The organism is Micromonospora sp. NPDC049662, from assembly GCF_040675055.1.
Lineage (GTDB): Bacteria > Actinomycetota > Actinomycetes > Mycobacteriales > Micromonosporaceae > Micromonospora.
The window spans coordinates 215,366-236,867 of sequence record NZ_JBFAOC010000004.1 but is presented as its reverse complement, the minus strand read 5'-3'; the positions used below and the strand labels follow the sequence as shown (position 1 = coordinate 236,867).

The window sequence follows — 21,502 nt, the reverse complement described above, 5'->3', positions numbered from 1 at the left end:
GTCATTGTGTCGAGCCCCCCGCGCGCGGGCGGGGTGGCGGGTCGTGCCGGCGCCCGGGGGGGGGCCCCCAGGCGGGGGGCCCCCCCCCCCCTGCCGTACTCGGCGCTGTTCGGGTCAGTGCCGCAGTTCGGCGATGCAGCACTTCACGCTGCCGCCGCCCTTCTTCAGCTCGGCCAAATCGACCGGCACCGGCGTGTAACCGGCGGCCTTGAGCTTGCCCGCCAGTCGGGTGGCCTCGCTGTTGAGCACCACGTTCGCGCCGTCGCTGACCAGGTTGAGCCCGAAGGACAACGCGTCCTCGTCGTCGGCGATCACCGCGTCCGGGAAGAGCTGCGTGAGGACGCGCTGACTGGCCGCGGAGAACGCGCCGGGGAAGTAGACGATGTTCGCGTCGTCGAGGGCGGCGAGCGCCACGTCCAGGTGGTAGAAGCGCGGGTCGACCAGCCGCAACGACACCACCGGCCGACCCAGCGCCTCCTGCGCCTCGGCGTGTGCCGGAATCTCGGTACGGAAGCCGTGCCCGGCCAGGATGAGTCCGCCGTGCGCCTCCGGCACGTACGCGAAGTCGCCCTCACCCTCGTTGGTCTCGTTCGGGGCGAGGAAACGCCAACCCTGCTGCTCGTAGAACGCGTGGTGCGCGGCGGCCTCGGCGGTCCGCTGCTCGTGCTTGAACCGCGCGCCGTAGACGCTGCCGTCGACCACGAAGGCGCCGTTGGCGGCGAACACCATGTCGGGCAGCCCCGGCTCCGGCGTGAGCAGGTGCACCTCGTGGCCGAGACCGACGAGCGTGTCGCGCAGCCGGTCCCACTGCTTGACGGCCAGTTCCCGGTCGACCGGGGTGGTCACGTCCATCCACGGATTGATCGCGTACTCGACCGCGAAATGCTCGGGCGAGCACATGAGATATGTCCGCTTTCGCGGGACTCGCTGCTGGTTCACGGTCACCAAGAGTAGGTATCGTTGAACTTTGGTAACAGCCACAACCATTGCTTCCCAGAGGCGGAACGTTGCAGATAGACGCCGTTGACCAGCGGATCATTGCGTTGCTTGTCGCCGACGCCCGCGCGTCGTACGCCGACATCGGCACCCGGGTGTCACTCTCCGCCCCGGCAGTCAAGCGCCGGGTCGACCGACTGCGCGCCACCGGCGTCATCCGGGGATTCACGGCCGTCGTCGACCCGGCCGCCGTCGGCTGGACCACCGAGGCGTTCGTCGAGCTGTTCTGCGCCGGCCGGACCACCCCGGCGCAGATCGGCGTGGCCGCCCGCCGACACCCCGAGGTGGTCGGCGCGTACACCGTCTCCGGCGAGGCGGACGCGCTGGTGCACCTGCGTGCCGCCGACATCGCCCACCTCGAGGCGGCCCTCGAGCGGCTGCGCGCCGAGTCGTTCGTGACGTCCACCCGCAGCACCATCGTGCTGTCCCGGCTGGTCGAATCCCCCGGCGTCGGGCCGTCCACCGGCGCCTGACCGTCCGCCGCCCGGCTCGGCCCGCAATGCGCGGCTTGACCTCAAGTCTGGTTCAGGTGTTGGACTCGTGGCGGCATGGCACGACACGAGGGGGAAGTGATGCGGGCGATCTGGCTACGTGAGTTCGGCGGTCCCGAGGTGCTGACGCCCGGCCCGGCGCCGGATCCGACGCCCGGCCCCGGCCAGGTGTTGATCGACGTCGCGCACGCGAACGTCACCTTCGTCGAGACGCAGCAGCGCTCGGGGCGTCCCGGGCCGAACCGGTACACCCCGCCGCTGATCCCCGGCAACGGCGTCGGCGGCGTCATCACCGCCGTCGGGTCGGACGTCGACCCGGCCCGCATCGGGCAACGGGTGGTCACCGCCACCGGCGGCGCCGGCGGGTACGCCGAACAGGTCGCGGTGGACGCGTCCGCGCCCATCGACGTGCCGGCCGGGCTGGCGCTGGACGCGGCCGTGGCGCTGCTCGCCGACGGGCGTACCGCCACCATGCTCGTCGAGGCGGTCGGCGTCCGCGCCGGCGACCGCGTGCTGGTCGAGGCCGCCGCGGGTGGGGTGGGGAGCATGCTCGTCCAGATCGCGAGGCGGGCCGGCGCACACGTGATCGGCGTGGCCGGCGGACCGCGCAAGGTGGCCCTGCTGCCCGGGCTGGGCGCCGACGTGGCGGTCGACTACCTACGGCCGGGCTGGGCCGATGGCGTCCGCGACGCGGTGGGCGGGGTCGACGTGGTGTTCGACGGCGTCGGCGGCTCGGTGGCCAGGGCGGCGTTCGAGCTGTTGACCCCGGGCGGCCGGATGATCAGCTACGGGCTGGCCAGCGGCGAGTGGTCCCCCGTCACACCGGATGCCGCCGCCGAACGCCAGATCACGCTGATCCGGCCGGACGTGCCGCCGGCGCGGCTGCGGGCGTACACCATCGGGGTCCTGGCGGCTGCGGCGGCCGGGCAGCTCCGGCCGCTGGTCGGCCAGCGCTTCCCCCTCGAACGCGCCGCCGACGCGCACGCCGCCATCGAGGCGCGCGCGACGGTCGGCAAGACCCTGTTGGACGTGGCCTAGAGGTACATGCCGGTGCGGTGCTGGGAATCGTCACCGCGGACCGGCTTGTCGCCCTCGCCGAAGAAGCGCTTGCCGCCGAACTCACCGTGCAGGCGATCGTCCAACTCGTCGGCGAGACCGGTCATCACCTGCACCGCCAGCATGAGATGGGTCGCCTGGAAGTTACGGCCGAAGACCGGGATGGAAGCCCAGACCGTGTCGTCGGCGCAGTACAGGCGACCGATCGGCATGCGGTTGGTCAGCTCCGACAGCTTGACGTAGAGCCGTTCGGTCGGCTCGACCTCGGTGAGGACCGGGGAGAGGACGTCCACCAGCGGCGGATTGTCCCGCACCCGCACGAAGACCATCGCCGAGCCGGCCCGGATGGTGATGTCGCCGTCCGAGTCGATCTGCAACCGCTCGGCGTCGGACTTCAACATCGTGGACACGACGGTACGGACGCGCTCCGGCAGGTCCAGCACGTCGTCCCGGTCGGCGGACGCCTCGGCCAACGCCTCCTGAAGGTCCCCCTCCACGTCGGCGTCCGGGCCGAACTCGCTGCGCGCGGTGCCCAACGGCTCGACGGCCAGTGGCTCGCCGTCGGCGTCGTGCACCAGGTAGACGAGGAAGGCCGGGTGGGGTGCGCCGTACACGTCGCGCAGCGTCCGGGACAGCAGCGGGGCGATCCGGTTGGCCTCCGCCACCGTGCCGTCCAGCCCGAACGCGCCGCCGGAGCCGGCCACCACGCCGGGCGGGGACCAGCCGAGCGCCACCATGTCCGCCACGGCGGCACGGTCCAGCCGGTAGCCCTGCGGCAGCGCCGCGTTACCGACCGCCCGAGCGGAGAGACCGCCGTCGTCGGTCGCGTCGACGCTGATCGAGTAGACGGCGTCACCCGTACCGGAGGCGGTGGGATCGAGGGTCAGTTCGAGGTGCGCGCCGGCCGGTAGCTCCCGTAGCCGCAGGGCGAGCATCCGGGCGAACTCCCGCCAGGCCTCCGTCACCTTGGCCCGCAGATCGGTGGTGCTGGGGTCGTCGAGCAGGATCGACTCCGCCGGCTCGGGTGTACCGCCGGGCTCTGAATCCGACGCCGAGGGGTGGTCAGCCGTCATGATCGCCTCCGTCCGTTCCGATCACCCTACCCACGGTCCACTCGGCTCGAATCAGCCCGGACCGGGATCGGACACCCGACGCCGTGACACCCGCACGGGGCGCGGCGGTCAGGAGGTGGGGTCGGCGAGTTCGGCGTCGAGCCCGACCGGCCAGTCGGCCGCGAGGGCACTGAGCCGGGCCGCGGCGTCCGCCGGATCGGCGCCACGACCGACGGCCAACCCCAGGAGGTACGCGCTGACCGGCGCACCCGGTCGCACCACCTGGTGGGCGACGTCGCGGGCCAGGTCCAGCACCGCCGGAACCGGCACCTCGGCCGGGTCCAGACCCACCTCGGCGCAGGCCGCCGTGACCCAGTCGTCCAACACCGTCATCGCACCCACTCCTCCGCCCGGCGTACGTCCTCGTCAGTGTCGCAGTCGAACCAGGGCGGCGGACCGGCACCGGCCCACGGCACGTCGTGGATCGCCAGACCGGCCAACAGCGCCCGCATCGAAGCACCGGCCAGACTGCCGCCCCGCTCGGCGGCCAGCCGCAGCAGCCCGGCCCGCAGCGCGTCGACCCGCCACACCCCGCAGAGCGACTGCCGCCGTCCGTCCGCGTCGACGAAGCACACCCCGTCGACAGCCTCGGGGTGAAGGACAGCGCCGGCTTTCGGGCCGGCCGGGTTGTCCGCCGGGGCGGCGAGTGCCGGGCTGTCCGTCGGGGCGGCTGGTGCTGGCCTCCCCGCGGCGGTGAGGTGGGTGAGCAGGTCGCCGATCGCGGCGCGGGTGAGCAGCGGCAGGTCGGCGGCGAGCAGCGCGACGAGCGTCGTGTCGGGGTCGAGCAGCGCCAACCCGGCCGCCGTCGCGGCGACCGGCCCGCCTCCGGGCGGATCCTCGCGCGTCACCCGTACGTCGTCCGGCACGTCGTCAGCGGGCCCGACCAGCACCCGCGGCGCGGCGTCCCCCACCGCGGCCAGCACCCGGTCGCGCATCGAGCGACCACCGACCGGCAGCGCGGGCTTGTCCACCCCGCCCATCCGGCGGGCGGCCCCACCCGCGAGCACCACGGCGGCGTACGTCCCCATCCGGTCACGGTAGCCGTGCCGGCGCTCGGCCGCCGGGCGCTGCGGGGTGCCTGATGGGCGGCGGCCGTGCGGGCCGGCCGGGGCGGGGTGCAGGATGGCGGGATGGGACGGGCGACTGACCGACGGCGCGTACTGCGGATCGACCTGGACGCGGCCGACGGACGCGCAGCCGTCAGACGGCCTGACACCCTCTCGGTGGAGGAGCCGTTGGAGATCCGGGTCGGCCCGGCCGGTCCGGACCGACGCAAGCCGCTCGCCGTCACCATGCGCACCCCCGGAGACGACCTGGACCTGGCGATCGGCTTCCTGCTGACCGAGGGGTTGATCCGGTCCACCGACGACGTGCTGACCGCTCAACTCTGCTCCGGCGCGGAGACTCCGAACACGTACAACGTGGTGGACGTGGTGCTGGCCCCCGGCGTCCCGGAACCAACCACCGACCCGTCCCGGAACTTCTACACGACCAGCTCCTGCGGGGTCTGCGGCAAGGCCAGCATCGACGCGGTCCGTACCCGCTCGCTGTTTCCGGTCGTCCAGGACCCGCTCGCCGTACCGGCCACGCTCCTCGCCGAGCTGCCCGACCGGCTGCGGGCCGCCCAGCGCGCCTTCGACCGCACCGGCGGGCTGCACGCGGCGGGGCTGTTCACCCCGGCCGGTGAGCTGGTGGCGCTGCGGGAGGACGTGGGCCGGCACAACGCCGTCGACAAGGTCATCGGCTGGGCGGTGCGGGAACGGCACCTGCCGTTGACCGGGCACCTGCTGCTGGTGTCCGGCCGGGCGAGCTTCGAGTTGACCCAGAAGGCCTGGATGGCGGGACTGCCGCTGCTGGCGGCGGTGTCCGCGCCGAGCACCCTCGCGGTCGAGCTGGCCGAGGAGGCGGGAATGACGCTCGTCGGATTCCTGCGCGGCCGGACCATGAACGTGTACGCCGGCCCACAGCGGATCACCGTCGAGCAGCCGACCTGACCCGGGTCAGCGGCGGCCACGTCGACGTCGCTTGCGAGGGCGGACCACGCCGGGCACACCGACCGAGGGCCAGCCGTCCAGTTCGGAGGGGGGTACGCCCCGCCGGAGCAGGTCGTCCAGGAGCAGGGCCAGCGAGTATTCGGGGTGCAGGCTCAGCGTCCGTTCCAGCGCGACCGCCGCCAGGGCCCCCTGACCCGCCCGCCACGCCGCGAACGCCAGGAGCGCGCCGGGCGCGGCGGTCAACTCCGGCTCGGCCCGGCGCAGCACGTCCGTCCAGAGGTCGATGTCCCGCTCGCGGCCGTCGGTCCGTTCCCAGGCGTGGTCGCGGACCGGCAGGTGCCCGAGGAGCAGGCTGAGCCAGGCCACCTCGTCGTCGTCGAGCCGCTCACCGCGCCGCTGTCGTCGTTGCGCGTCGCGGACCGCCGTCACCCCGGCGGAGCGTACGGCCCGCCCGCCCAGCAGGTCGCTGGCGGGCGCCTGCTCGATCAGCTCGATTAGCCGTCGCTCGGCCCGGACGGTGGCCGCCCGCAGCGCCTCGCGGGCCGGGCCGGCCACCGGCGACACCTGCGCCACGAGGGCCGCCCGATCGGGGAGGGCGACCTGACCGGCGAACACGGCCGACGCGGTCACCGCATTGGCCTGCGGGTCGTAGCGCCGACCCTCGGGCGGGCAGCAGTCCACCTCGGTGCACAGGTAGGACCACCACCGGCCGTCGGTCACCCGCAGCGCGTCGAGCACCTCCAGGCCGGCCGCCGTCAGGGCGGCGCGCACCGCGTCCACGCTCGGGGTCACCCTCTCGGGTGACCCGTAGCCCACCACGGTGGCGGCGTCCGCGCCCTGCCGGTGGATCACCCCGGCCAGGTGCCGGGCACGGTCGACCGGATCCGTCGCCGGCTCGGGCAGGTCGGCGCGGGCGGCGAAGATGATCTGTCGACCGCGCAGCGCCACCGCGACCACGCTGTCGGCCGGGTGGAAGCCGAGCAGGTACGGCACGGCGGCGATCAGATCTGCGGGCGAGCGGACGGAGAGCTTCGGACGTTCGGTCGAGGTCATGCAGGAAGGCTGCGTCCGAGCCGCGGAGCCTTCCAGACCCTGTGGATGACACGCGACTTATCCACAACTACGGAGCGTATTCCCAGAGGTAGAAGCGATTCGATGTGCTCACAGGACACCGTGGTGTCATGGGCAGCCGCTACCGTGCGCTGATGGACCTGGCGTACCTGCGCGCGCACCCGGCACACCTGCCGACGTTCCGGACCCACCAGCGGCTCCGGGAGACGCCGGTCGCCGGAGGCGACATCTGCGCCGCCGCCCGGCTGACGCTGGACGACGGTCACTCGGTCTTCGCGAAGTCCTGGCCGGAGGGGTCCGACCGGTCGGCGCCCGAGGGCTTCTTCGCTGCCGAGGCCGCCGGGCTGCGCTGGCTGCGGGAGGCCGACGCGATCGGCGTACCCGAGGTGATCGTGGCGTTGCCCGACCTGCTGGCGCTCGACTGGGTGGAGCCCGGCGAGCCGACGCCGCAGGCCGCCGATCGCTTCGGTCGGGAGTTGGCCGCCCTGCACCGGGCCGGCGCGCCTGCCTTCGGCGCGCCGTGGGACGGCTTCATCGGTGCGCTTCCTCAGGACAACACCCCCGACGACGGCCCCTGGTCGACGTGGTTCGCGCGGCGGCGACTCGTTCCCTACCTACGCCTGTCCGTCGACGGCGGTGCGCTGACCAGCAGCGATGCCGCGCTCATCGAACGGGTGATCGGGCACGTCGGTGAGTTCGGCGGGGACGAGCCGCCGGCCCGCGTCCACGGCGACCTGTGGCCGGGCAACGTGCTGTGGGGCATCGACGAGCGGGCCTGGCTGGTCGACCCGGCGGCGCACGGCGGGCACCGCGAGACCGACCTCGCCCAACTGGCGCTCTTCGGTGGTGTCGCGCAGCTGGACCGGGTCCTTGCCGCCTACCGGGAGAGCTGGCCGCTGGCCGACGGTTGGCGCGAGCGGGTGCCGCTGCACCAGCTGCATCTGCTGCTCGTGCACACCGCGCTCTTCGGCGCCGGTTACCGCGATGCGGTTGTCCGGGTCGCCCGAGCCGCCCTGGTCGGCGTCGAGCGCGCTACGGTCGACCGGTGAGTGTCGACCGACGTACCGACGGCGTCCTCGTCGACCGGTACGGCCGCGTCGCGCGGGACCTGCGCGTCTCTCTCACCGACAAGTGCAACCTGCGGTGCACGTACTGCATGCCGGCCGAAGGGCTGCCCTGGTTGGCCGGCCCGGAGCTGCTCACCGACGAGGAGATCGTCCGGCTGATCCGGGTGGCCGTCGAGCAGCTCGGCGTGACCGAGGTGCGATTCACCGGCGGGGAGCCATTGATCCGGCCCGGACTGCTCGGCATCGTGGGCGCGGTCGCCGCGCTCGATCCGCGCCCCCGGATCTCGCTCACCACGAACGGCATCGGCCTGGACCGGCTGGCGCCCGCGCTGCGGACGGCCGGCCTGGACCGGGTGAACGTCTCGCTGGACACCCTGGACGCGGCCCGGTTCGCTCAGCTCACCCGCCGTCCCCGCCTGGACGCGGTGCTGGCGGGGCTCGCCGGGGCGGCGGCCGCGGGTCTCGACCCCGTAAAGATCAACTCAGTCCTGATGCGTGGGGTCAACGAGGACGAGGCGCCGGCCCTGCTCCGCTTCGCGCTCGACCACGGCTACCACCTGCGGATCATCGAGCAGATGCCGCTGGACGCGCAGCACGGCTGGGACCGGAGCACGATGGTCACCGCCGAGGAGATCCTGGCCTCCCTGCGTACCCAGTTCGACCTCAGCCCCGACCCGGCCGAGCGCGGCGCGGCGCCCGCCGAGACCTGGCTGGTCGACGGCGGCCCGGCCCGGGTCGGCGTGATCGCCAGCGTCACCCGGCCCTTCTGCGGCGACTGCGACCGAACCCGGCTGACCGCCGACGGCCAGGTGCGCGCCTGCCTGTTCGCCACCGAGGAGTCCGACCTACGGGCGGCGCTGCGCGACGACGCGACCGACGACGAGTTGGCGCAGCGGTGGCGTACCGCGATGTGGGGCAAGCGGGCCGGGCACGGCATCGACGACCCCACCTTCCTCCAGCCGACCCGGCCGATGTCCGCGATCGGGGGTTGAGTCGTGGAACCGAGGCCGTTGACCGTCCGCTACTTCGCCGGGGCGCGGGCCGCCGCGGGCCGCTCGGAGGAGGTCACGGCCGCCGGCCGGTCTCTCGACGACCTGACGGCCGAGCTGTCCCAGCGGCACGGCGACCGACTGGCCGCCGTGCTGCGGGTGGCCAGTTTCCTCGTGGACGGCGTCACCTGCCATGATCGTCGGGCACCCCTGCCGGGCGGGGCCACGATCGATGTCCTACCCCCGTTCGCGGGCGGCTGAGGGGGCGCGCAGATGTTGGCGGTTCTAGGGTTCATGGGCGTACTGGCCCTGGTCACCGGGCTGATTCACCTCTACCTGTGGAAGCGTCTCGTCCGGGACACGACGACGCCGGGTCGCTGGCGGCGGGTCGGCGGGATCGCCGCCGGAGTGCTGGCGGTGCTCGTACCGGTCACCCTCGTCGGCACGCAGGGCGGCCTCTACTGGCTCGCCTGGCCGGGCTACGTGTGGCTCGCCGTCATGTTCTACCTGCTGGTCACGCTGGTCGTGCTGGAAGTGCCGATGCTCATCGCGCGTCTGGTGCTACGCCGCCGGGTGACCGTCGCCGAGCCGACCACCGCCGCGCCCGAGCCGGTGCTGGTCGGGGCCGCCGGGCCCGCCGATCCGCCGGCCGCCGGCGCGGTCGCGGCACCGGACCACGACCCGGCCCGTCGCCTGCTGCTGGCGCGCGGCGCGGCCATCTTCGCCGGCCTCACCGCCACCGGCATCACGGGGTACGGCGTCCGCACGGCGCTCGGCCCGCCCCGCCTCGACCGGGTGCGGATCCCCCTGGCCAAGCTTCCACGCAGCATGGACGGCCTGCGTATCGCCACCGTCTCCGACATCCACCTCGGCCCGCTGCGCGGCCGGGCACACACCGAACGGATCGTCGCCGCGATCAACCGCCTCGACGCGGACCTGGTCGCGGTCGTCGGCGACCTGGTCGACGGCTCGGTCGCCGAGCTGGGCCCGGCCGCCGCGCCGCTGCGTGACCTGCGCTCCCGGTACGGCAACTTCTTCGTCACCGGCAACCACGAGTACTACTCGGGGGTCGAGGAGTGGGTCCAGGAGGTGGACCGGCTCGGCCTGCGGGTTCTGCAGAACCGCCGGCAGGAGATCCAGGCCCGGGGCGGTGTGCTCGACCTGGCCGGCGTCAACGACCTGAACGCGGACCCCAAGGGCACCGGCCTGGCCGCCGGCCCGGACTTCGAGGCCGCCCTCGGCGACCGCGACCCGAGCCGCCCGGTCGTCCTGCTCGCACACCAGCCGCTCGCCGCCAAGCAGGCGGCCCGCTACGGCGTCGACCTGCAACTTTCCGGGCACACGCACGGCGGGCAGCTGATGCCGTTCAACCTGGCGGTCCGTCTTCAGCAGCCGGTGGTGAGCGGGCTCGGCGAGGTCGACGGCACGAAGGTCTACGTGACCAACGGCGCCGGTTTCTGGGGTCCGCCGGTGCGGGTGGGCGCCGAGCCGCAGATCAGCCTCGTGGAGTTGCGCTCGGCATAGCGGAGGTCACGTCCGCGCGTGGCGGAAGGCGGGCCGCGTGGCGGGCGTGACAGGATGCGGCGTGCCCCCGTTCAGTGACGTACCCCCCGGTGGCCTTGCGCCCTTCGTCGCGGACCTGCACATCCACTCGAAGTACTCGCGCGCGTGCAGCCGGGACCTGACCCTGCCGACCCTCGGATGGTGGGCGCGGCGCAAGGGCATCGCCCTGCTCGGCACCGGCGACTTCACCCACCCCGCCTGGTACGACCACCTGGTGGAGACGCTGCGCCCGGCCGAGCCGGGGCTCTACCGGCTCAGCGAGGAGACGGAGCGCGACATCGCCCGCCGGCTGCCGCCGCGACTGGCCGGTACGACCGACGCGGACGCGGTCCGTTTCATGCTGAGCGTGGAGATCTCCACCATCTACAAGCGGGACGACCGGACGCGCAAGGTGCATCACCTGGTCTACCTGCCCGACCTGGAGGCGGTGGCCCGCTTCAACACCGCTCTGGGGCGGATCGGCAATCTCGGCTCCGACGGCCGGCCGATCCTCGGTCTGGACTCGCGGGACCTGTTGGAGATCACGCTGGAAGCCAGTCCGGACGGGTATCTCGTGCCGGCGCACATCTGGACGCCGTGGTTCTCCGCGTTGGGCTCGAAGTCCGGCTTCGACGCGATCGCCGACTGCTACGCCGATCTGGCCGAGCACATCTTCGCCGTGGAGACCGGTCTGTCGTCCGACCCGGCGATGAACTGGCGGGTCGGCAGCCTGGACGGGTACCAGCTCGTCTCCAACTCGGACGCGCACTCGCCGCCGGCCCTCGGTCGGGAGGCGACCGTGCTGACCGGCGAGCGGGACTACTTCGCCGTCCGGGAGGCGCTGCGCAGCGGTGTCGGCCTGGCCGGCACCATCGAGTTCTTCCCCCAGGAGGGCAAGTACCACGCGGACGGGCACCGGCTCTGCGGCGTCAACTGGTCCCCGGAGCGGACCCGGGCCGCCGGAGGGCTCTGCCCCGAGTGCGGCAAGCCGCTCACCGTGGGCGTCCTGAGCCGCATCGAGGAGCTGGCCGACCGACCCGACGGGCACCGCCCGGCGCACGCCCGGGACGTCACCCACCTGGTGCCGCTCGCCGAGATCCTTGGTGAGATCAACAAAGTGGGCGCCCGGTCGAAGAAGGTCGAGGGGCGGCTCAACGAGCTGCTCGCCGCGCTCGGCCCCGAGTTGGAAATTCTGACCACGACGCCGCTGTCCGACATCGCGCAGGCCGGCGGTGAGCTGCTCGCCGAGGGCATCGGTCGGCTGCGGCGGGGCGACGTACGCCGGGTGCCGGGTTACGACGGCGAGTACGGGGTGATCACGCTGTTCGATCCGGCGGAGCTGGGCACGGGCGCTGGCACGGCGCAGGAGACGCTGTTCGACGTACCCGTGTCGGTGCCGTCGCAGCGACGTCCGGCGGAGCCGGCGGCTCGCGCGACGGCGAAGCGCCCGGCGGCGGCCAAGGCGGAGTCGAAGCGCAAGCCGGCCCCGCCTCCCGCGCCACCGATCGCGCCGCCGCCGTCGCCGCACGAACCGTTCGAGCCGATGCTCTCCGGTATGGAGGAGGTCGGCACCGGCCTGTTGGACCGCTTGGACGCGATGCAGCGGGTGGCGGCGTCCGCTCCCGGCGGACCGCTGCTCATCGTGGCCGGACCGGGCACCGGCAAGACCCGGACGCTGACCCACCGGATCGCGTACCTCTGTGCGGAGCTGAACGTCTTTCCCGAGCACTGCCTGGCGATCACGTTCACCCGCCGTGCGGCCGAGGAGCTGCGGCACCGCCTCGACGGGCTGCTCGGTCCGGTCGCCGAGGACGTCACCGTGGGCACGTTCCACGCGCTGGGGTTGACCATTCTGCGGGAGAACGCCGACGCGGCGGGCCTGCCGGCCGGCTTCCGGATCGCCGACGACGTCGAGCGGGCGGCGGCCCGGTCGGAGGCGGGTGACGACACCGCCGGCTACACGGCGCGGCTGCGCAAGCAGGACCTGGTCGACCTGGATGAACTGGTCACCCTGCCGGTGGAGCTGCTGCGCGCGGACCGCAAGCTGGTCGAGCGGTACCGGGACCGCTGGCGGTGGATCTTCGTCGACGAGTACCAGGACGTCGACGCGGTGCAGTACGAGCTGCTGCGGTTGCTCAGCTCCGCCGACGGCAACCTCTGCGCCATCGGCGACCCGGACCAGGCGATCTACTCCTTCCGGGGCGCCGACGTCGGCTACTTCCTGCGCTTCTCGCAGGACTTCACGGACGCCCGGCTGGTCCGGCTCAACCGGAACTACCGCTCGTCGGCACCGATCCTGGCCGCCGCCGTGCAGGCCATCGCGCCGTCCTCGCTGGTCCAGGGCCGGCGACTGGATCCGGCCCGGCTCGACCCGGAGGCCCCGCTGGTCGGCCGATACCCGGCGTCGTCCGTCGCCGACGAGGCCGACTTCGTGGTCCGGACCGTCGACGAACTGGTCGGCGGGCTGTCCCACCGATCGCTGGACTCGGGCCGGATCGACGGCCGGTCCACCACGCTGTCATTCTCCGACATCGCCGTGCTGTACCGCACCGACGCGCAGGCCGCTCCGATCGTGGACGCCCTGACCAGGGCCAACATCCCCGTGCAGAAACGCTCGCACGACCGGCTTCGGGACCGGCCCGGGGTGGCGGCGATCGCCCGCGAGCTGCGGCACGCCGACGGGTTGGCCGGGTCGCTGGCGGCCCGGGTGCGGCTGGCCGGCCAGACGGTCGCCGAGCGGTTCGCGGTGCCCACCCTGGACGGCACGGGTATCGGGGCCCGCCCGGAGGACGTGCGCTCCGCGGTGGATCTGCTGACCCCGCTGGCCCACCGCTGCGGCGACGACCTGGAGGTGTTCCTGTCGCAGCTGGCCACCGGCGCCGAGGTGGACGCGCTCGACCCGCGCGCGGAGGCGGTCACCCTGCTGACCCTGCACGCCGCGAAGGGCCTCGAATTCCCGGTGGTGTTCCTGGTCGGCGCCGAGGACGGGCTGCTGCCGCTGCGCTGGCCCGGCTCGACGCCCGACGAGGACGCGGTCGCCGAGGAGCGCCGGCTCTTCTTCGTCGGCCTGACCCGGGCCCAGGACCGGCTGTACGTCAGCCACGCCGCCCGCCGTACCCGGCACGGCGCGGAACGCGACTGCACACCCTCGCCGTTCCTCGCCACGATCGATCCGGGCCTGTTCGAACGGTTCGGCGAGACCGAACCCCGCCGCCCCAGGGACCGCCAACTCCGCCTGATCTGAGCCCCGGCGGGCGCGGAGGCCAGGTGGCACGTTGAGCGTGATGCCTCAGAGGCATCAAGATGACTCAGAGGCATCACGCTCTTTCGGGCGGGCCGGCGGGAACGCGCCGTGCCGGGCATGCCACAACCTCAGCCAAGGAGCACGCCGAGCCACGCGCCGGCGAGCAGGGCCGGCCCGAGCGGGAGCAGGGTGTCGCGGCGTACCCGTCGCGTGGCGAGCAGGCCGACCACCAGCCCGCCCTGTAGCAGGTGCGCCAGCAGGAGCCCGGTGAGCAGGGCGTCGTGTCCCAGCCAGCCGAGCGGCAGTCCGAGGACCATGGCGAGCTTGACGTCCCCGAAGCCGAGCCGGGATCTCGGCAGCAGGGCGAGCAGCACGTGCGCCGCGCCGCAGAGAACCGCACCGACCAGAGCGCCGACGAGACGCCCCGGAGTGGCGGCCAGCAACGCCGTCCCGGTCAGGCCGCCGAGGGCCAGCGTGCCGGCAGCAGCGACCAGTGGGTCGGGCAGCCGCAGGCACCCGAGGTCGACCACGGCCAGCACCAACCCCACCACCGCCACCGCGACAAGGACCGGCAGCGCCGGGTCGTCGCGCCGCACGGTGGCGAGCCCCACGAACACCACGACCGCCACCGGCGGACAGAGCCAGGCCGACCCGATCCGCCGCGCCGGCGGATCGACGAACCGCCGGGCCAGTGAGGGTACGACCAGACCGACCAGACCGCCGAGCAGCGCCACCCCCACCAGCGCGGCCGCCGACATGGGCCGGACGTTACCGGCGGGCTCCCGCCCGCGCCGCCCCCGATCGTGGAACCGCTGCCTTGCGGCGTGGGCGTTCGGTGCTCACCACCAGGGCCACCCCGGCGACGATGACCGCCCCGCCGAGCAGCACCTGCGGTGTGATCGGCTCGGCCACGAGCAACGCGCCGAGCGCCACCGCGACCGCCGGGTTCACGTACGCGTACGTCGACACCAACGAGATCGGCGCGCTCTGCAGCAGCCAGACGTACGCCGTGAAGGCCACCAACGATCCGGCCACCATGAGATAGGCCAGCGCCAACCAGGACCGGGCGCTGACGGCCGACGGGTGGAAGTCACTCAGTTCGCCCCGGCCGGCGGCGACCACGGCCAGGGCCAGCGCTCCGGCCGCCATCTCGTACACGGTCGCCACAAACGGGTCGGCGGGCATTCCGATCCGGCCCGACAGGAACGACCCGAAGGACCAGGCGGCGGCTCCCGCCACCACCGTGAGCGCGCCGACCAGTGGCACCGCGTCCGAGGTACCGGCCGGCAGCACCAGCAGCACCAGACCGACGAAGCCCACGGTGACCCCGGCGAACGTCCAGAGCGGCGGTCGGTCGCCGGTGACCGACCGCAGCAGCACCACGAGCAGTGGCACGGTCGCCACCAGCAGGGCGGCGACGCCGGAGGGCAGCGCCACCCCGGGCGGCCCGGACTCGGCGAGCACCACCAGCCCGTTGCCGCCGGCGAGCAGGAGCACACCGACCAGCGCGGCCGAGCCGAGCTGTCGAGGCCGCACGCGGAGGGCACCCGGCCCTCGGCGCAACCGCAGCACCACCGCCAGCACCAAACCGGCCACCGCGAACCGCATCGTGGCGGACAGCAGCGGCGGCAGCGTCTCCACCGTGATCCGGATGGCCAGATAGGTGGAGCCCCACAGCAGGTAGACCACGATCAACGCGGTCCAGACCAGGCTTGGCGCGGCGTCGGCGCGGCGGCCGGATGCGGCGGCGGCGCTCGGTGGAGGTGAGCTCATCGGTGGACCACGCTACGGTGACCTCGGAGTCGGCGTCGCGCTTTGGTGGCCGGCCTCTCACCACTTGTGCAGGAGGGCGGCATGACGAACTACGGACCACCGGGTGAGGGCTACGGACGCCCGTGGCGTGGGCAACGCCCCGACGAGACGCCCAACCGGCCGCCGCAGCAGCCCTATCCGCCGGCCGCGGAGCCCTATCCGCCGGCGGTCCAGCCTTATCCGGTGGCGTCGCAGCGGCCCGGACCCTACGGCGACGGCCCGTACGGCGGCGCACCGGCGGCGCCCTATGAGGGCGGCCAGCACGGGGGCGGCCAGTACGGAGGCGGCCAGTACGGAGGCGGCCAGCACGGGGGCGGCCAGCACGGAGGCGGGCAGTACGGAGGCGGCCAGCACGGGGGCGGCCAGCACGGGGGCGGCCAGCACGGGGGCGGCCAGTACGGAGGCGGCCAGTACGGGGGCGGGACGGGGACGCCGTACGGCGGCGGGGCCTCGGAGCCCTACGGCGGCGCGTACCCGACCGTCGACGGGAACCCGGCTTACGGCCCCGGGCCCTACCAGCCCGACGGTGACGGCCCCGAATCCGGGCCGCCGAGGCGCGGACGGGGACCGCTGATCGCGGTGCTGGCGGTCGTTCTGCTGCTGGTGGTGGCCGGCGGCGCGTACTGGTTCCTGCGGGGATCGGACGATCCGGCGCCGACCACGGCCGCGCCAAGCGGCTCGGCCGCCGCGGCGGAGCCCACCGCCGGTGTGACCGAACCGGACGAGCCGGCGCCGAGCGCCGCGGCGCCGGAGTCGTCGGCCGATCCGCGGTTCGTCAAGGTCGGGCAGTGTGTACGCAACGACGGCGTGTCGGGCGGCAAGCCCAAGCTGCTGATCAGCGGCTGCGCGCCGAAGTCGTACGAGGTGCTACGCCGCGTCGACGGCGCGACCAGCGGTGAACGCGACGCCGAGGCCAAGTGCGCCAAGGTCGAGGGCTACACGAACTGGTACTTCTTCGATAGCGAGCTGGACACTCTCGACTTCGTGCTCTGCCTCAAGCAGCGCTGACCACCCACCCTGGGGATGACATGACGACCTACGGACCACCGAGTTCCGGGCAGCCGGACGACCCGTACCAGCGTCCGCCGACCGGCCCCGGCGGCCCGCCACCGGTCGATCCGACGCTCCCGCAGTGGGGGCCACCACCTGAGCCCTCGCAGTGGGCTCCGCCGCAGCAGCCGGCGCAGTGGAACGCTCCGCCGCAGCAGCCGACGGAGTGGAACGCTCCACCGGGCCAGCCGGCGCAGTGGAACGCTCCGCCGCAGCAGCCGACGCAGTGGAACGCTCCGCCGGGGCCGTTCCCGCCCGCCCCCGGTCAGCCGGGAGCACCGTTGGGCCCGCCGCCGCCCGGCGCGTACCCGATGCCGCCCGCCGCCCCCGCCGGTCGCAACGGCCGCAAGGTCGCCCTGATCGTGGGGTTGGTCGTGTTGCTTCTGCTCTGCCCCTGCCTCGGTCTCGTCGGCTGGGCGGCCTGGCGGATCGCCGACTCCGACAGCGACGTCACGCCCGTGCCGTCGGCGAGCGCGCCGGTCGTTCCTCCCGGCCTACCCAGCGATGCGCCGAGCCAGGTCGCGCCGTCGCAGGACGAGGAGGAGGAGTTCGCCAAGGGCGACTGCGTGGTCAACGACGGCAGCGAGGACGACGCGGAGCTGCGCAAGGTGCCGTGCGGCCCGAACACCTACCAGGTGCTGCTGCGGATCCCGGCGACCACCGACGGGGACCGGTGCGAGACGCTCGCCCCGCAGGCGACCGCGAACTACGTACACGACAACTCGATCGACCTGTTCGACTACGTGCTCTGCCTGAAGAAGCAGTAGACGATTCCCGAAACTAGGGCTGTCTAGCGTGGACGCTAGACAGCCCTAGTTTTGTCTCGACGACCCCGACACGCCGTAGCCTCATCTATCCATATCTAGCTTCCCAGCTAGAGGGCCCGATATTCTGCGATGCGTGGATCCGGTCCGCAACCCGTACGCCCCCGGCGCCGGTCAGCGCCCACCCGAACTCGCCGGACGGGGGCGCGAGCTGGACGTGTTCGACATCGTGCTGGAACGCATCGCCCGCGGCCGGCCCGAGCGCAGCCTCATGCTCACCGGGCTGCGCGGCGTCGGCAAGACCGTCCTGCTCAACACCCTGCGGTCACAGGCGATCAACCGGCTGTGGGGCACCGGCAAGATCGAGGCTCGTCCGGACCAGTCACTGCGCCGCCCGGTCGCCGCCGCGCTGCACATGGCGGTCCGCGAACTCGCCCCACGCCACCGCGCCCCAGACCGGATCGACGCCTTCCTCGGGGTGCTCAAGGCGTTCGCCCAGCGGTCCACGCCGACAGGCCGCGGGGCCACGCCCAAGCTGCGCGACCGGTGGCAACCCGGCATCGACGTACCCGCCGCCAGTGGCCGGGCCGACTCCGGCGACATCGAGATCGACCTGGTCGAGCTGTTCAGCGACGCCGCCGACGTGGCCAGCGACGTCGGCACCGGCATCGCGCTCTTCATCGACGAGATGCAGGACGTCGGGCCGGAGGACGTCTCGGCGCTCTGCGCCGCCTGCCACGAGCTGTCCCAGATCGGCGCCCCACTGATCGTCGTCGGCGCCGGGCTGCCCCACCTACCGGCCGTGCTCAGCGCCGCCAAGTCGTACTCCGAGCGGCTCTTCCGCTACCAGCGCATCGACCGGCTCGACCGGATCGCCGCCGACCAGGCGCTCTGCGCGCCGGCCGAGCGCGAGGAGGTGGAGTACGAGCAGAAGGCGCTCGACCTGCTCTACGAGAAGTCCGGCGGCTACCCGTACTTCGTCCAGGCGTACGGGAAGGCGACCTGGGACCACGCGCCGCGGTCGCCGATCACCGCGGCGGACGTCCGGGTCGCCGCGCCCGAAGCCGAGGCCGAACTGGCGGTCGGGTTCTTCGGCTCCCGGTTCGAGCGGGCCACCCCGGCCGAGCGTGAGTACATGCGGGCGATGGCCACGCTGTCCCTGGTGGAGGGCGAAGCCAGCGGGACGGTACGCGACGACATGGACGCCGCCGTGCCCACCGCCGAGATCGCCCGCGCCCTCGGCCGCAAGCCGGCCAGCCTCTCCCCGGCCCGGGACGCGCTGATCAAGAAGGGGCTCATCTACTCCGGCGAGCGGGGCACGGTGGCCTTCACCGTTCCACACTTCGGCCGCTACCTGCGCACCCAGCCGGCCTGACCCCGCGACCGGTCGGCCCGACGGGCGCGGTGGCGGGCCGGCGAGTCAGACCTGGGACCAGGGCGCGGGGAAGACGACCTCGCCGCGCGGCGGCGGGCCCTCCTCGCTGGTGGACGGCGGCAGCACCAGCGCCTGCCAGGGTTCACCCAGACCGGCCCACGGGCTGCTGAGACCCAGCTCGGTGGCCGGCCCGAAGCCGAAGCGCCGGTAGAAGGCCGGGTCACCGAGCACCACGACCACCCGCTCACCCAGTTCGGTGGCGGCGTCCAGGGCGGCCTGCACCACCGCGCTGCCGTGTCCGACCCGCTGTCGGTGCGGCGCCACGGCCACCGGTCCGAGTGCCAGGGCCGGCACCACGGCACCGCGTTCGGGCCGTACCCGGACCCGGGTGAGCAGCGCGTATCCGACGATTTCCCCGCCGTACTCGGCGACCATGGCCAGTTCGGGCAGCCAGGCGTCGGTGCCGCGCAGGTCGTCGACCAGTCCCACCTCCGGCGGCGTCTGCACGTCCGGGCGGGCGAACGCCGAGGCCAGCACCCGTCGCACCGGGCCGGCGTCGGCCGGGTCCTCGGGGCGGAGCCGCAGCGTCGTCACCCGCGCGACCTTACCCGTCACGCCCCGTCCATCAGCGATGGTCGCTCGATTCGGCGTGGCGCGCGCGGCCGCGGATCGATCCGGATCCGCCGGTTGACCGGGTAGCAAACGCCGCGAGGGGGTATGACTGATCCATGACGCCCGTACGCTCCCTCGCCCGCGCCATGCTGAGCGGCATCTTCGTGATCCAGGGATACCGCAACCTCCGCAACCCGCACCGACTGGCGGAGACCGCCAAGCCGGTGACCGACAAGGTCGCGCCGTTGCTGCAGAAGGCGCACCCGAAGTTCCCCACCGACACCGAGTCGTTGATCCGGCTCAACGCGGCGACGCAGGTCGGGGCGGGGCTGATGTTGGCCACCGGGCGGTTCAGCCGACCCGCCGCGCTGGTCCTCGCCGGCACCCTGGTGCCCGTGACCATCGCCGGGCATCCGTTCTGGAAGAACGACGACCCGATCGCCAAGAACAACAACCAGATCCACACCCTCAAGAACCTCGGGCTCCTCGGCGGTCTCCTCCTCGCGGCCGTCGACACCGAGGGCAAGCCCGGCGTGCGCTGGCGTACGGGTCACCGCATCGGCCACTCTCGACGTTCCATGCAGCGCGCGGTGCGCACCGCCCGCCGCGAGGCGCGGATCGCCGTCCGGTCGGCGGCCACCGCGCGTCGACTCCCAGGCTGACCTGCCTCGATGCCTCTCGTTGTCACCCCCACCCCCCGCTAAGGCCGCGAATTACCTGAACCACCCGGTAGGCGTTAACGCGGTGGAAATGTCAAAAACATGTGTGGGATCGGACACGGTCGCATAACGCGGGAGGCATTGACGTGAGGCGCCGTTCTAGGCTCCGTGCAGGACCTGGACGGGTAGGACGACCTTGGTACGGGGGTGGCCACGCCATGCCGACGACTGTCGGTAGACGGGCGGACCGCCTCGCCCCAGTTCAGCGCATGACCCGGGGGATCGATCGCAGGAATGTCGTGCGGGGCGCCGTCGTGGTCGCCGTCGCCTACGCCGCGTGGCTCGCCATCGGCGAGTTCGGGCGGCCGTACAACTTCTTCGATATGAAGATCTACCATGGCGCGGTGGTGTGGTGGGCGAGCGGTCACGAGCTCTACGAGTTCATCGCGCCCGGCACCACGCTCGGTTTCACCTACCCGCCGTTCGCCGGACTCGTCATGTTGCCGATGGCACAGTTGCCGATCGGCGCGGCCGGGATGGTCAACGCGCTCGCCAGCATCGCCGCGCTGGCCCTGGTGCTGGCCGGGCTGCTGCGCCCCATCGTGGACCGGTTGGCGTGGCCACTGTGGTTCACCGTGGCCCTGGCCGTCCCGCTGGCCGTCGCCATCGAGCCCAGCCGCGAGACCCTGGGCTACGGCCAGGTCAACCTCCTGCTCTTCGCCCTGATCATGGCGGACCTCATCGGGCTGCGGTGGCGCTCCCGCCGGGGCACCCACTACGCCGCGACCGACGGTCCGCTGCTGCGCTTCGTCTACGGTGGCGCCTGGGCGGGCGCCGGCATCGGCCTGGCCACCGCCGTCAAGCTCACCCCGGCGCTGTTCATCGCCTACCTGCTGATCACTCGGCAGTGGCGGGTGGCGGCCACCGCGATCGGCACGGCGATCGGCGTGACCATCGGTACCTTCGCGATCGTCGGCGACGAATCACGTACCTACTTCGGCAGCGTGCTCTGGCAGACCGAGCGCGTCGGCGCGGCCGACATGACGCCGAACCAGTCGCTCGCCGGCCTGCTGGCCCGCCTGTACGACTCGATCGAGACACCCGGCCTGCTCTGGCTCGCCTTCTCGGTGCTGATCCTGGCGCTGGGCCTGTCCCGGGCGGCCAGTTCACGCGCCGAGGGCGACGAGCTGACCGCGTTCACGCTTGTCGGACTGACCGCCAACGTGATCAGCCCGATCTCCTGGACGCACCACCTCGTCTGGGTGATCCCGGCGATCATCGTGCTGGCCGACGCCGCCGTACGCCGCCGCGAGGCCAGCCGGGGTCTCCCGCAGCGCACCGGTCAAGGGCCGGCGTTCGGTGGCCTGAGCGGCCTGAACGCCCTTCGCCCGCCGATCTGGTATCCCACGCTGACCGGGCTCCGGCACGGCGTCGCCGCTGTCGGGCTCTACCTGCTGTTCCTCATCTCCCCCATCTGGCCGTACGAGCACCAGTTGCCGGAGGTGTCGCACTACCAGGACGGCCTGTTCGGGGCGCTGATGGAGAACTCGCTGGCTCTCGCCCTGATCGTGCTGGTCGCGGCCCTGCCCTGGCGGCCCGGCGCTGAGCCGGCCTTCTACGGGGAACGACTCGCCCGAGCAGTGGTGGTGAACGGCCGCCGCTAGGGTC

General features: G+C 73.1%; 20 protein-coding genes and 1 pseudogene. 13 read left to right on the top strand and 8 right to left on the bottom strand.

The window, feature by feature from the left end:
• Positions 1-114: 114 nt before the first annotated feature.
• Positions 115-948, bottom strand: coding sequence for a dimethylargininase (gene ddaH / locus AB0J36_RS05465; RefSeq protein ID WP_357131448.1), 834 nt, complete (start codon positions 946-948; stop codon positions 115-117).
• A gap of 59 nt (positions 949-1,007) precedes the next feature.
• Here ddaH and AB0J36_RS05460 point away from each other — a divergent pair, with 59 nt between their 5' ends.
• The gene (locus AB0J36_RS05460; RefSeq protein WP_354814963.1) at positions 1,008-1,469 is read left to right on the top strand and encodes an Lrp/AsnC family transcriptional regulator; all 462 of its coding nucleotides are present in this window, start codon (positions 1,008-1,010) and stop codon (positions 1,467-1,469) included.
• Positions 1,470-1,568: 99 nt separating this feature from the next.
• Entirely contained in the window at positions 1,569-2,525 is a 957-nt protein-coding gene (locus tag AB0J36_RS05455) for a zinc-binding dehydrogenase (protein WP_363660131.1), read from the top strand.
• Here AB0J36_RS05455 and AB0J36_RS05450 read toward each other — a convergent pair.
• From AB0J36_RS05450 to AB0J36_RS05440, 3 genes are all read right to left on the bottom strand, one after another.
• Entirely contained in the window at positions 2,522-3,616 is a 1,095-nt protein-coding gene (locus AB0J36_RS05450) for a hypothetical protein (RefSeq protein WP_357131441.1), read from the bottom strand. The two genes, AB0J36_RS05455 and AB0J36_RS05450, sit on opposite strands and share 4 nt — an antisense overlap.
• Before the next feature lie 108 nt (positions 3,617-3,724).
• The gene (locus AB0J36_RS05445) at positions 3,725-3,988 is read right to left on the bottom strand and encodes a DUF6457 domain-containing protein (protein WP_357131438.1); all 264 of its coding nucleotides are present in this window, start codon (positions 3,986-3,988) and stop codon (positions 3,725-3,727) included.
• Positions 3,985-4,683: an NTP transferase domain-containing protein gene (locus tag AB0J36_RS05440; protein WP_363660130.1), complete on the bottom strand. Its 699-nt coding sequence runs from the start codon at positions 4,681-4,683 to the stop codon at positions 3,985-3,987. The genes AB0J36_RS05445 and AB0J36_RS05440 overlap by 4 nt, the downstream gene beginning before the upstream one ends.
• A 102-nt stretch (positions 4,684-4,785) precedes the next feature.
• Between AB0J36_RS05440 and fdhD the strand changes: the two genes are divergently transcribed.
• Positions 4,786-5,649, top strand: a complete 864-nt coding sequence (gene fdhD / locus AB0J36_RS05435; protein ID WP_363660129.1) for a formate dehydrogenase accessory sulfurtransferase FdhD — start codon at positions 4,786-4,788, stop codon at positions 5,647-5,649.
• A 6-nt stretch (positions 5,650-5,655) separates the two neighbouring features.
• Here fdhD and AB0J36_RS05430 read toward each other — a convergent pair whose 3' ends face one another.
• The gene (locus AB0J36_RS05430; RefSeq protein ID WP_357131429.1) at positions 5,656-6,702 is read right to left on the bottom strand and encodes a DUF4192 domain-containing protein; all 1,047 of its coding nucleotides are present in this window, start codon (positions 6,700-6,702) and stop codon (positions 5,656-5,658) included.
• A gap of 152 nt (positions 6,703-6,854) precedes the next feature.
• Here AB0J36_RS05430 and AB0J36_RS05425 point away from each other — a divergent pair, with 152 nt between their 5' ends.
• The 5 genes from AB0J36_RS05425 (at position 6,855) to AB0J36_RS05405 (ending at position 13,562) form a co-directional block, all read left to right on the top strand.
• The gene (locus tag AB0J36_RS05425) at positions 6,855-7,769 is read left to right on the top strand and encodes a fructosamine kinase family protein (RefSeq protein WP_363660133.1); all 915 of its coding nucleotides are present in this window, start codon (positions 6,855-6,857) and stop codon (positions 7,767-7,769) included.
• Positions 7,766-8,779: a GTP 3',8-cyclase MoaA gene (gene moaA, locus AB0J36_RS05420; RefSeq protein WP_363660128.1), complete on the top strand. Its 1,014-nt coding sequence runs from the start codon at positions 7,766-7,768 to the stop codon at positions 8,777-8,779. Before AB0J36_RS05425 ends, moaA begins: the two co-directional genes overlap by 4 nt.
• Positions 8,780-8,782: 3 nt before the next feature.
• Complete coding sequence (locus AB0J36_RS05415) at positions 8,783-9,037, top strand: MoaD/ThiS family protein (RefSeq protein ID WP_357392277.1); 255 nt, start codon at positions 8,783-8,785, stop codon at positions 9,035-9,037.
• 12 nt (positions 9,038-9,049) lie between these two features.
• A complete protein-coding gene (locus AB0J36_RS05410; RefSeq protein ID WP_363660127.1) occupies positions 9,050-10,300 on the top strand; it encodes a metallophosphoesterase in 1,251 nt (416 codons plus the stop codon).
• Between the two features lie 61 nt (positions 10,301-10,361).
• Positions 10,362-13,562 (top strand): UvrD-helicase domain-containing protein, encoded by a 3,201-nt coding sequence (locus AB0J36_RS05405; RefSeq protein ID WP_363660126.1) that lies wholly within the window; start codon positions 10,362-10,364, stop codon positions 13,560-13,562.
• 128 nt (positions 13,563-13,690) lie between these two features.
• Here the strand turns inward: AB0J36_RS05405 and AB0J36_RS05400 are convergent, their stop codons facing one another.
• Positions 13,691-14,320: a prepilin peptidase gene (locus tag AB0J36_RS05400; RefSeq protein WP_363660125.1), complete on the bottom strand. Its 630-nt coding sequence runs from the start codon at positions 14,318-14,320 to the stop codon at positions 13,691-13,693.
• Positions 14,321-14,330: 10 nt separating this feature from the next.
• Positions 14,331-15,335 carry an EamA family transporter gene (locus tag AB0J36_RS05395; RefSeq protein WP_357171770.1) on the bottom strand — a complete coding sequence of 335 codons (1,005 nt, stop codon included), beginning with the start codon at positions 15,333-15,335 and terminating at the stop codon, positions 14,331-14,333.
• 585 nt (positions 15,336-15,920) lie between these two features.
• Between AB0J36_RS05395 and AB0J36_RS05390 the strand changes: the two are divergent.
• The 3 genes and pseudogenes from AB0J36_RS05390 to AB0J36_RS05380 all read left to right on the top strand — a co-directional run.
• Positions 15,921-16,382: pseudogene (locus tag AB0J36_RS05390) on the top strand (flagellar basal body protein FliL); the annotation flags it as partial.
• A gap of 398 nt (positions 16,383-16,780) precedes the next feature.
• Complete coding sequence (locus AB0J36_RS05385) at positions 16,781-17,191, top strand: hypothetical protein (protein ID WP_357131809.1); 411 nt, start codon at positions 16,781-16,783, stop codon at positions 17,189-17,191.
• Positions 17,192-17,324: 133 nt separating this feature from the next.
• Positions 17,325-18,563 carry an ATP-binding protein gene (locus AB0J36_RS05380; protein WP_357131410.1) on the top strand — a complete coding sequence of 413 codons (1,239 nt, stop codon included), beginning with the start codon at positions 17,325-17,327 and terminating at the stop codon, positions 18,561-18,563.
• Positions 18,564-18,608: 45 nt separating this feature from the next.
• Here AB0J36_RS05380 and AB0J36_RS05375 read toward each other — a convergent pair whose 3' ends face one another.
• The gene (locus AB0J36_RS05375) at positions 18,609-19,157 is read right to left on the bottom strand and encodes an N-acetyltransferase (RefSeq protein WP_357171830.1); all 549 of its coding nucleotides are present in this window, start codon (positions 19,155-19,157) and stop codon (positions 18,609-18,611) included.
• Between the two features lie 134 nt (positions 19,158-19,291).
• Here AB0J36_RS05375 and AB0J36_RS05370 point away from each other — a divergent pair, with 134 nt between their 5' ends.
• Entirely contained in the window at positions 19,292-19,837 is a 546-nt protein-coding gene (locus AB0J36_RS05370; RefSeq protein ID WP_357131407.1) for a DoxX family protein, read from the top strand.
• Positions 19,838-20,052: 215 nt separating this feature from the next.
• Complete coding sequence (locus AB0J36_RS05365; RefSeq protein WP_357131404.1) at positions 20,053-21,498, top strand: glycosyltransferase 87 family protein; 1,446 nt, start codon at positions 20,053-20,055, stop codon at positions 21,496-21,498.
• Positions 21,499-21,502 lie beyond the last annotated feature (4 nt).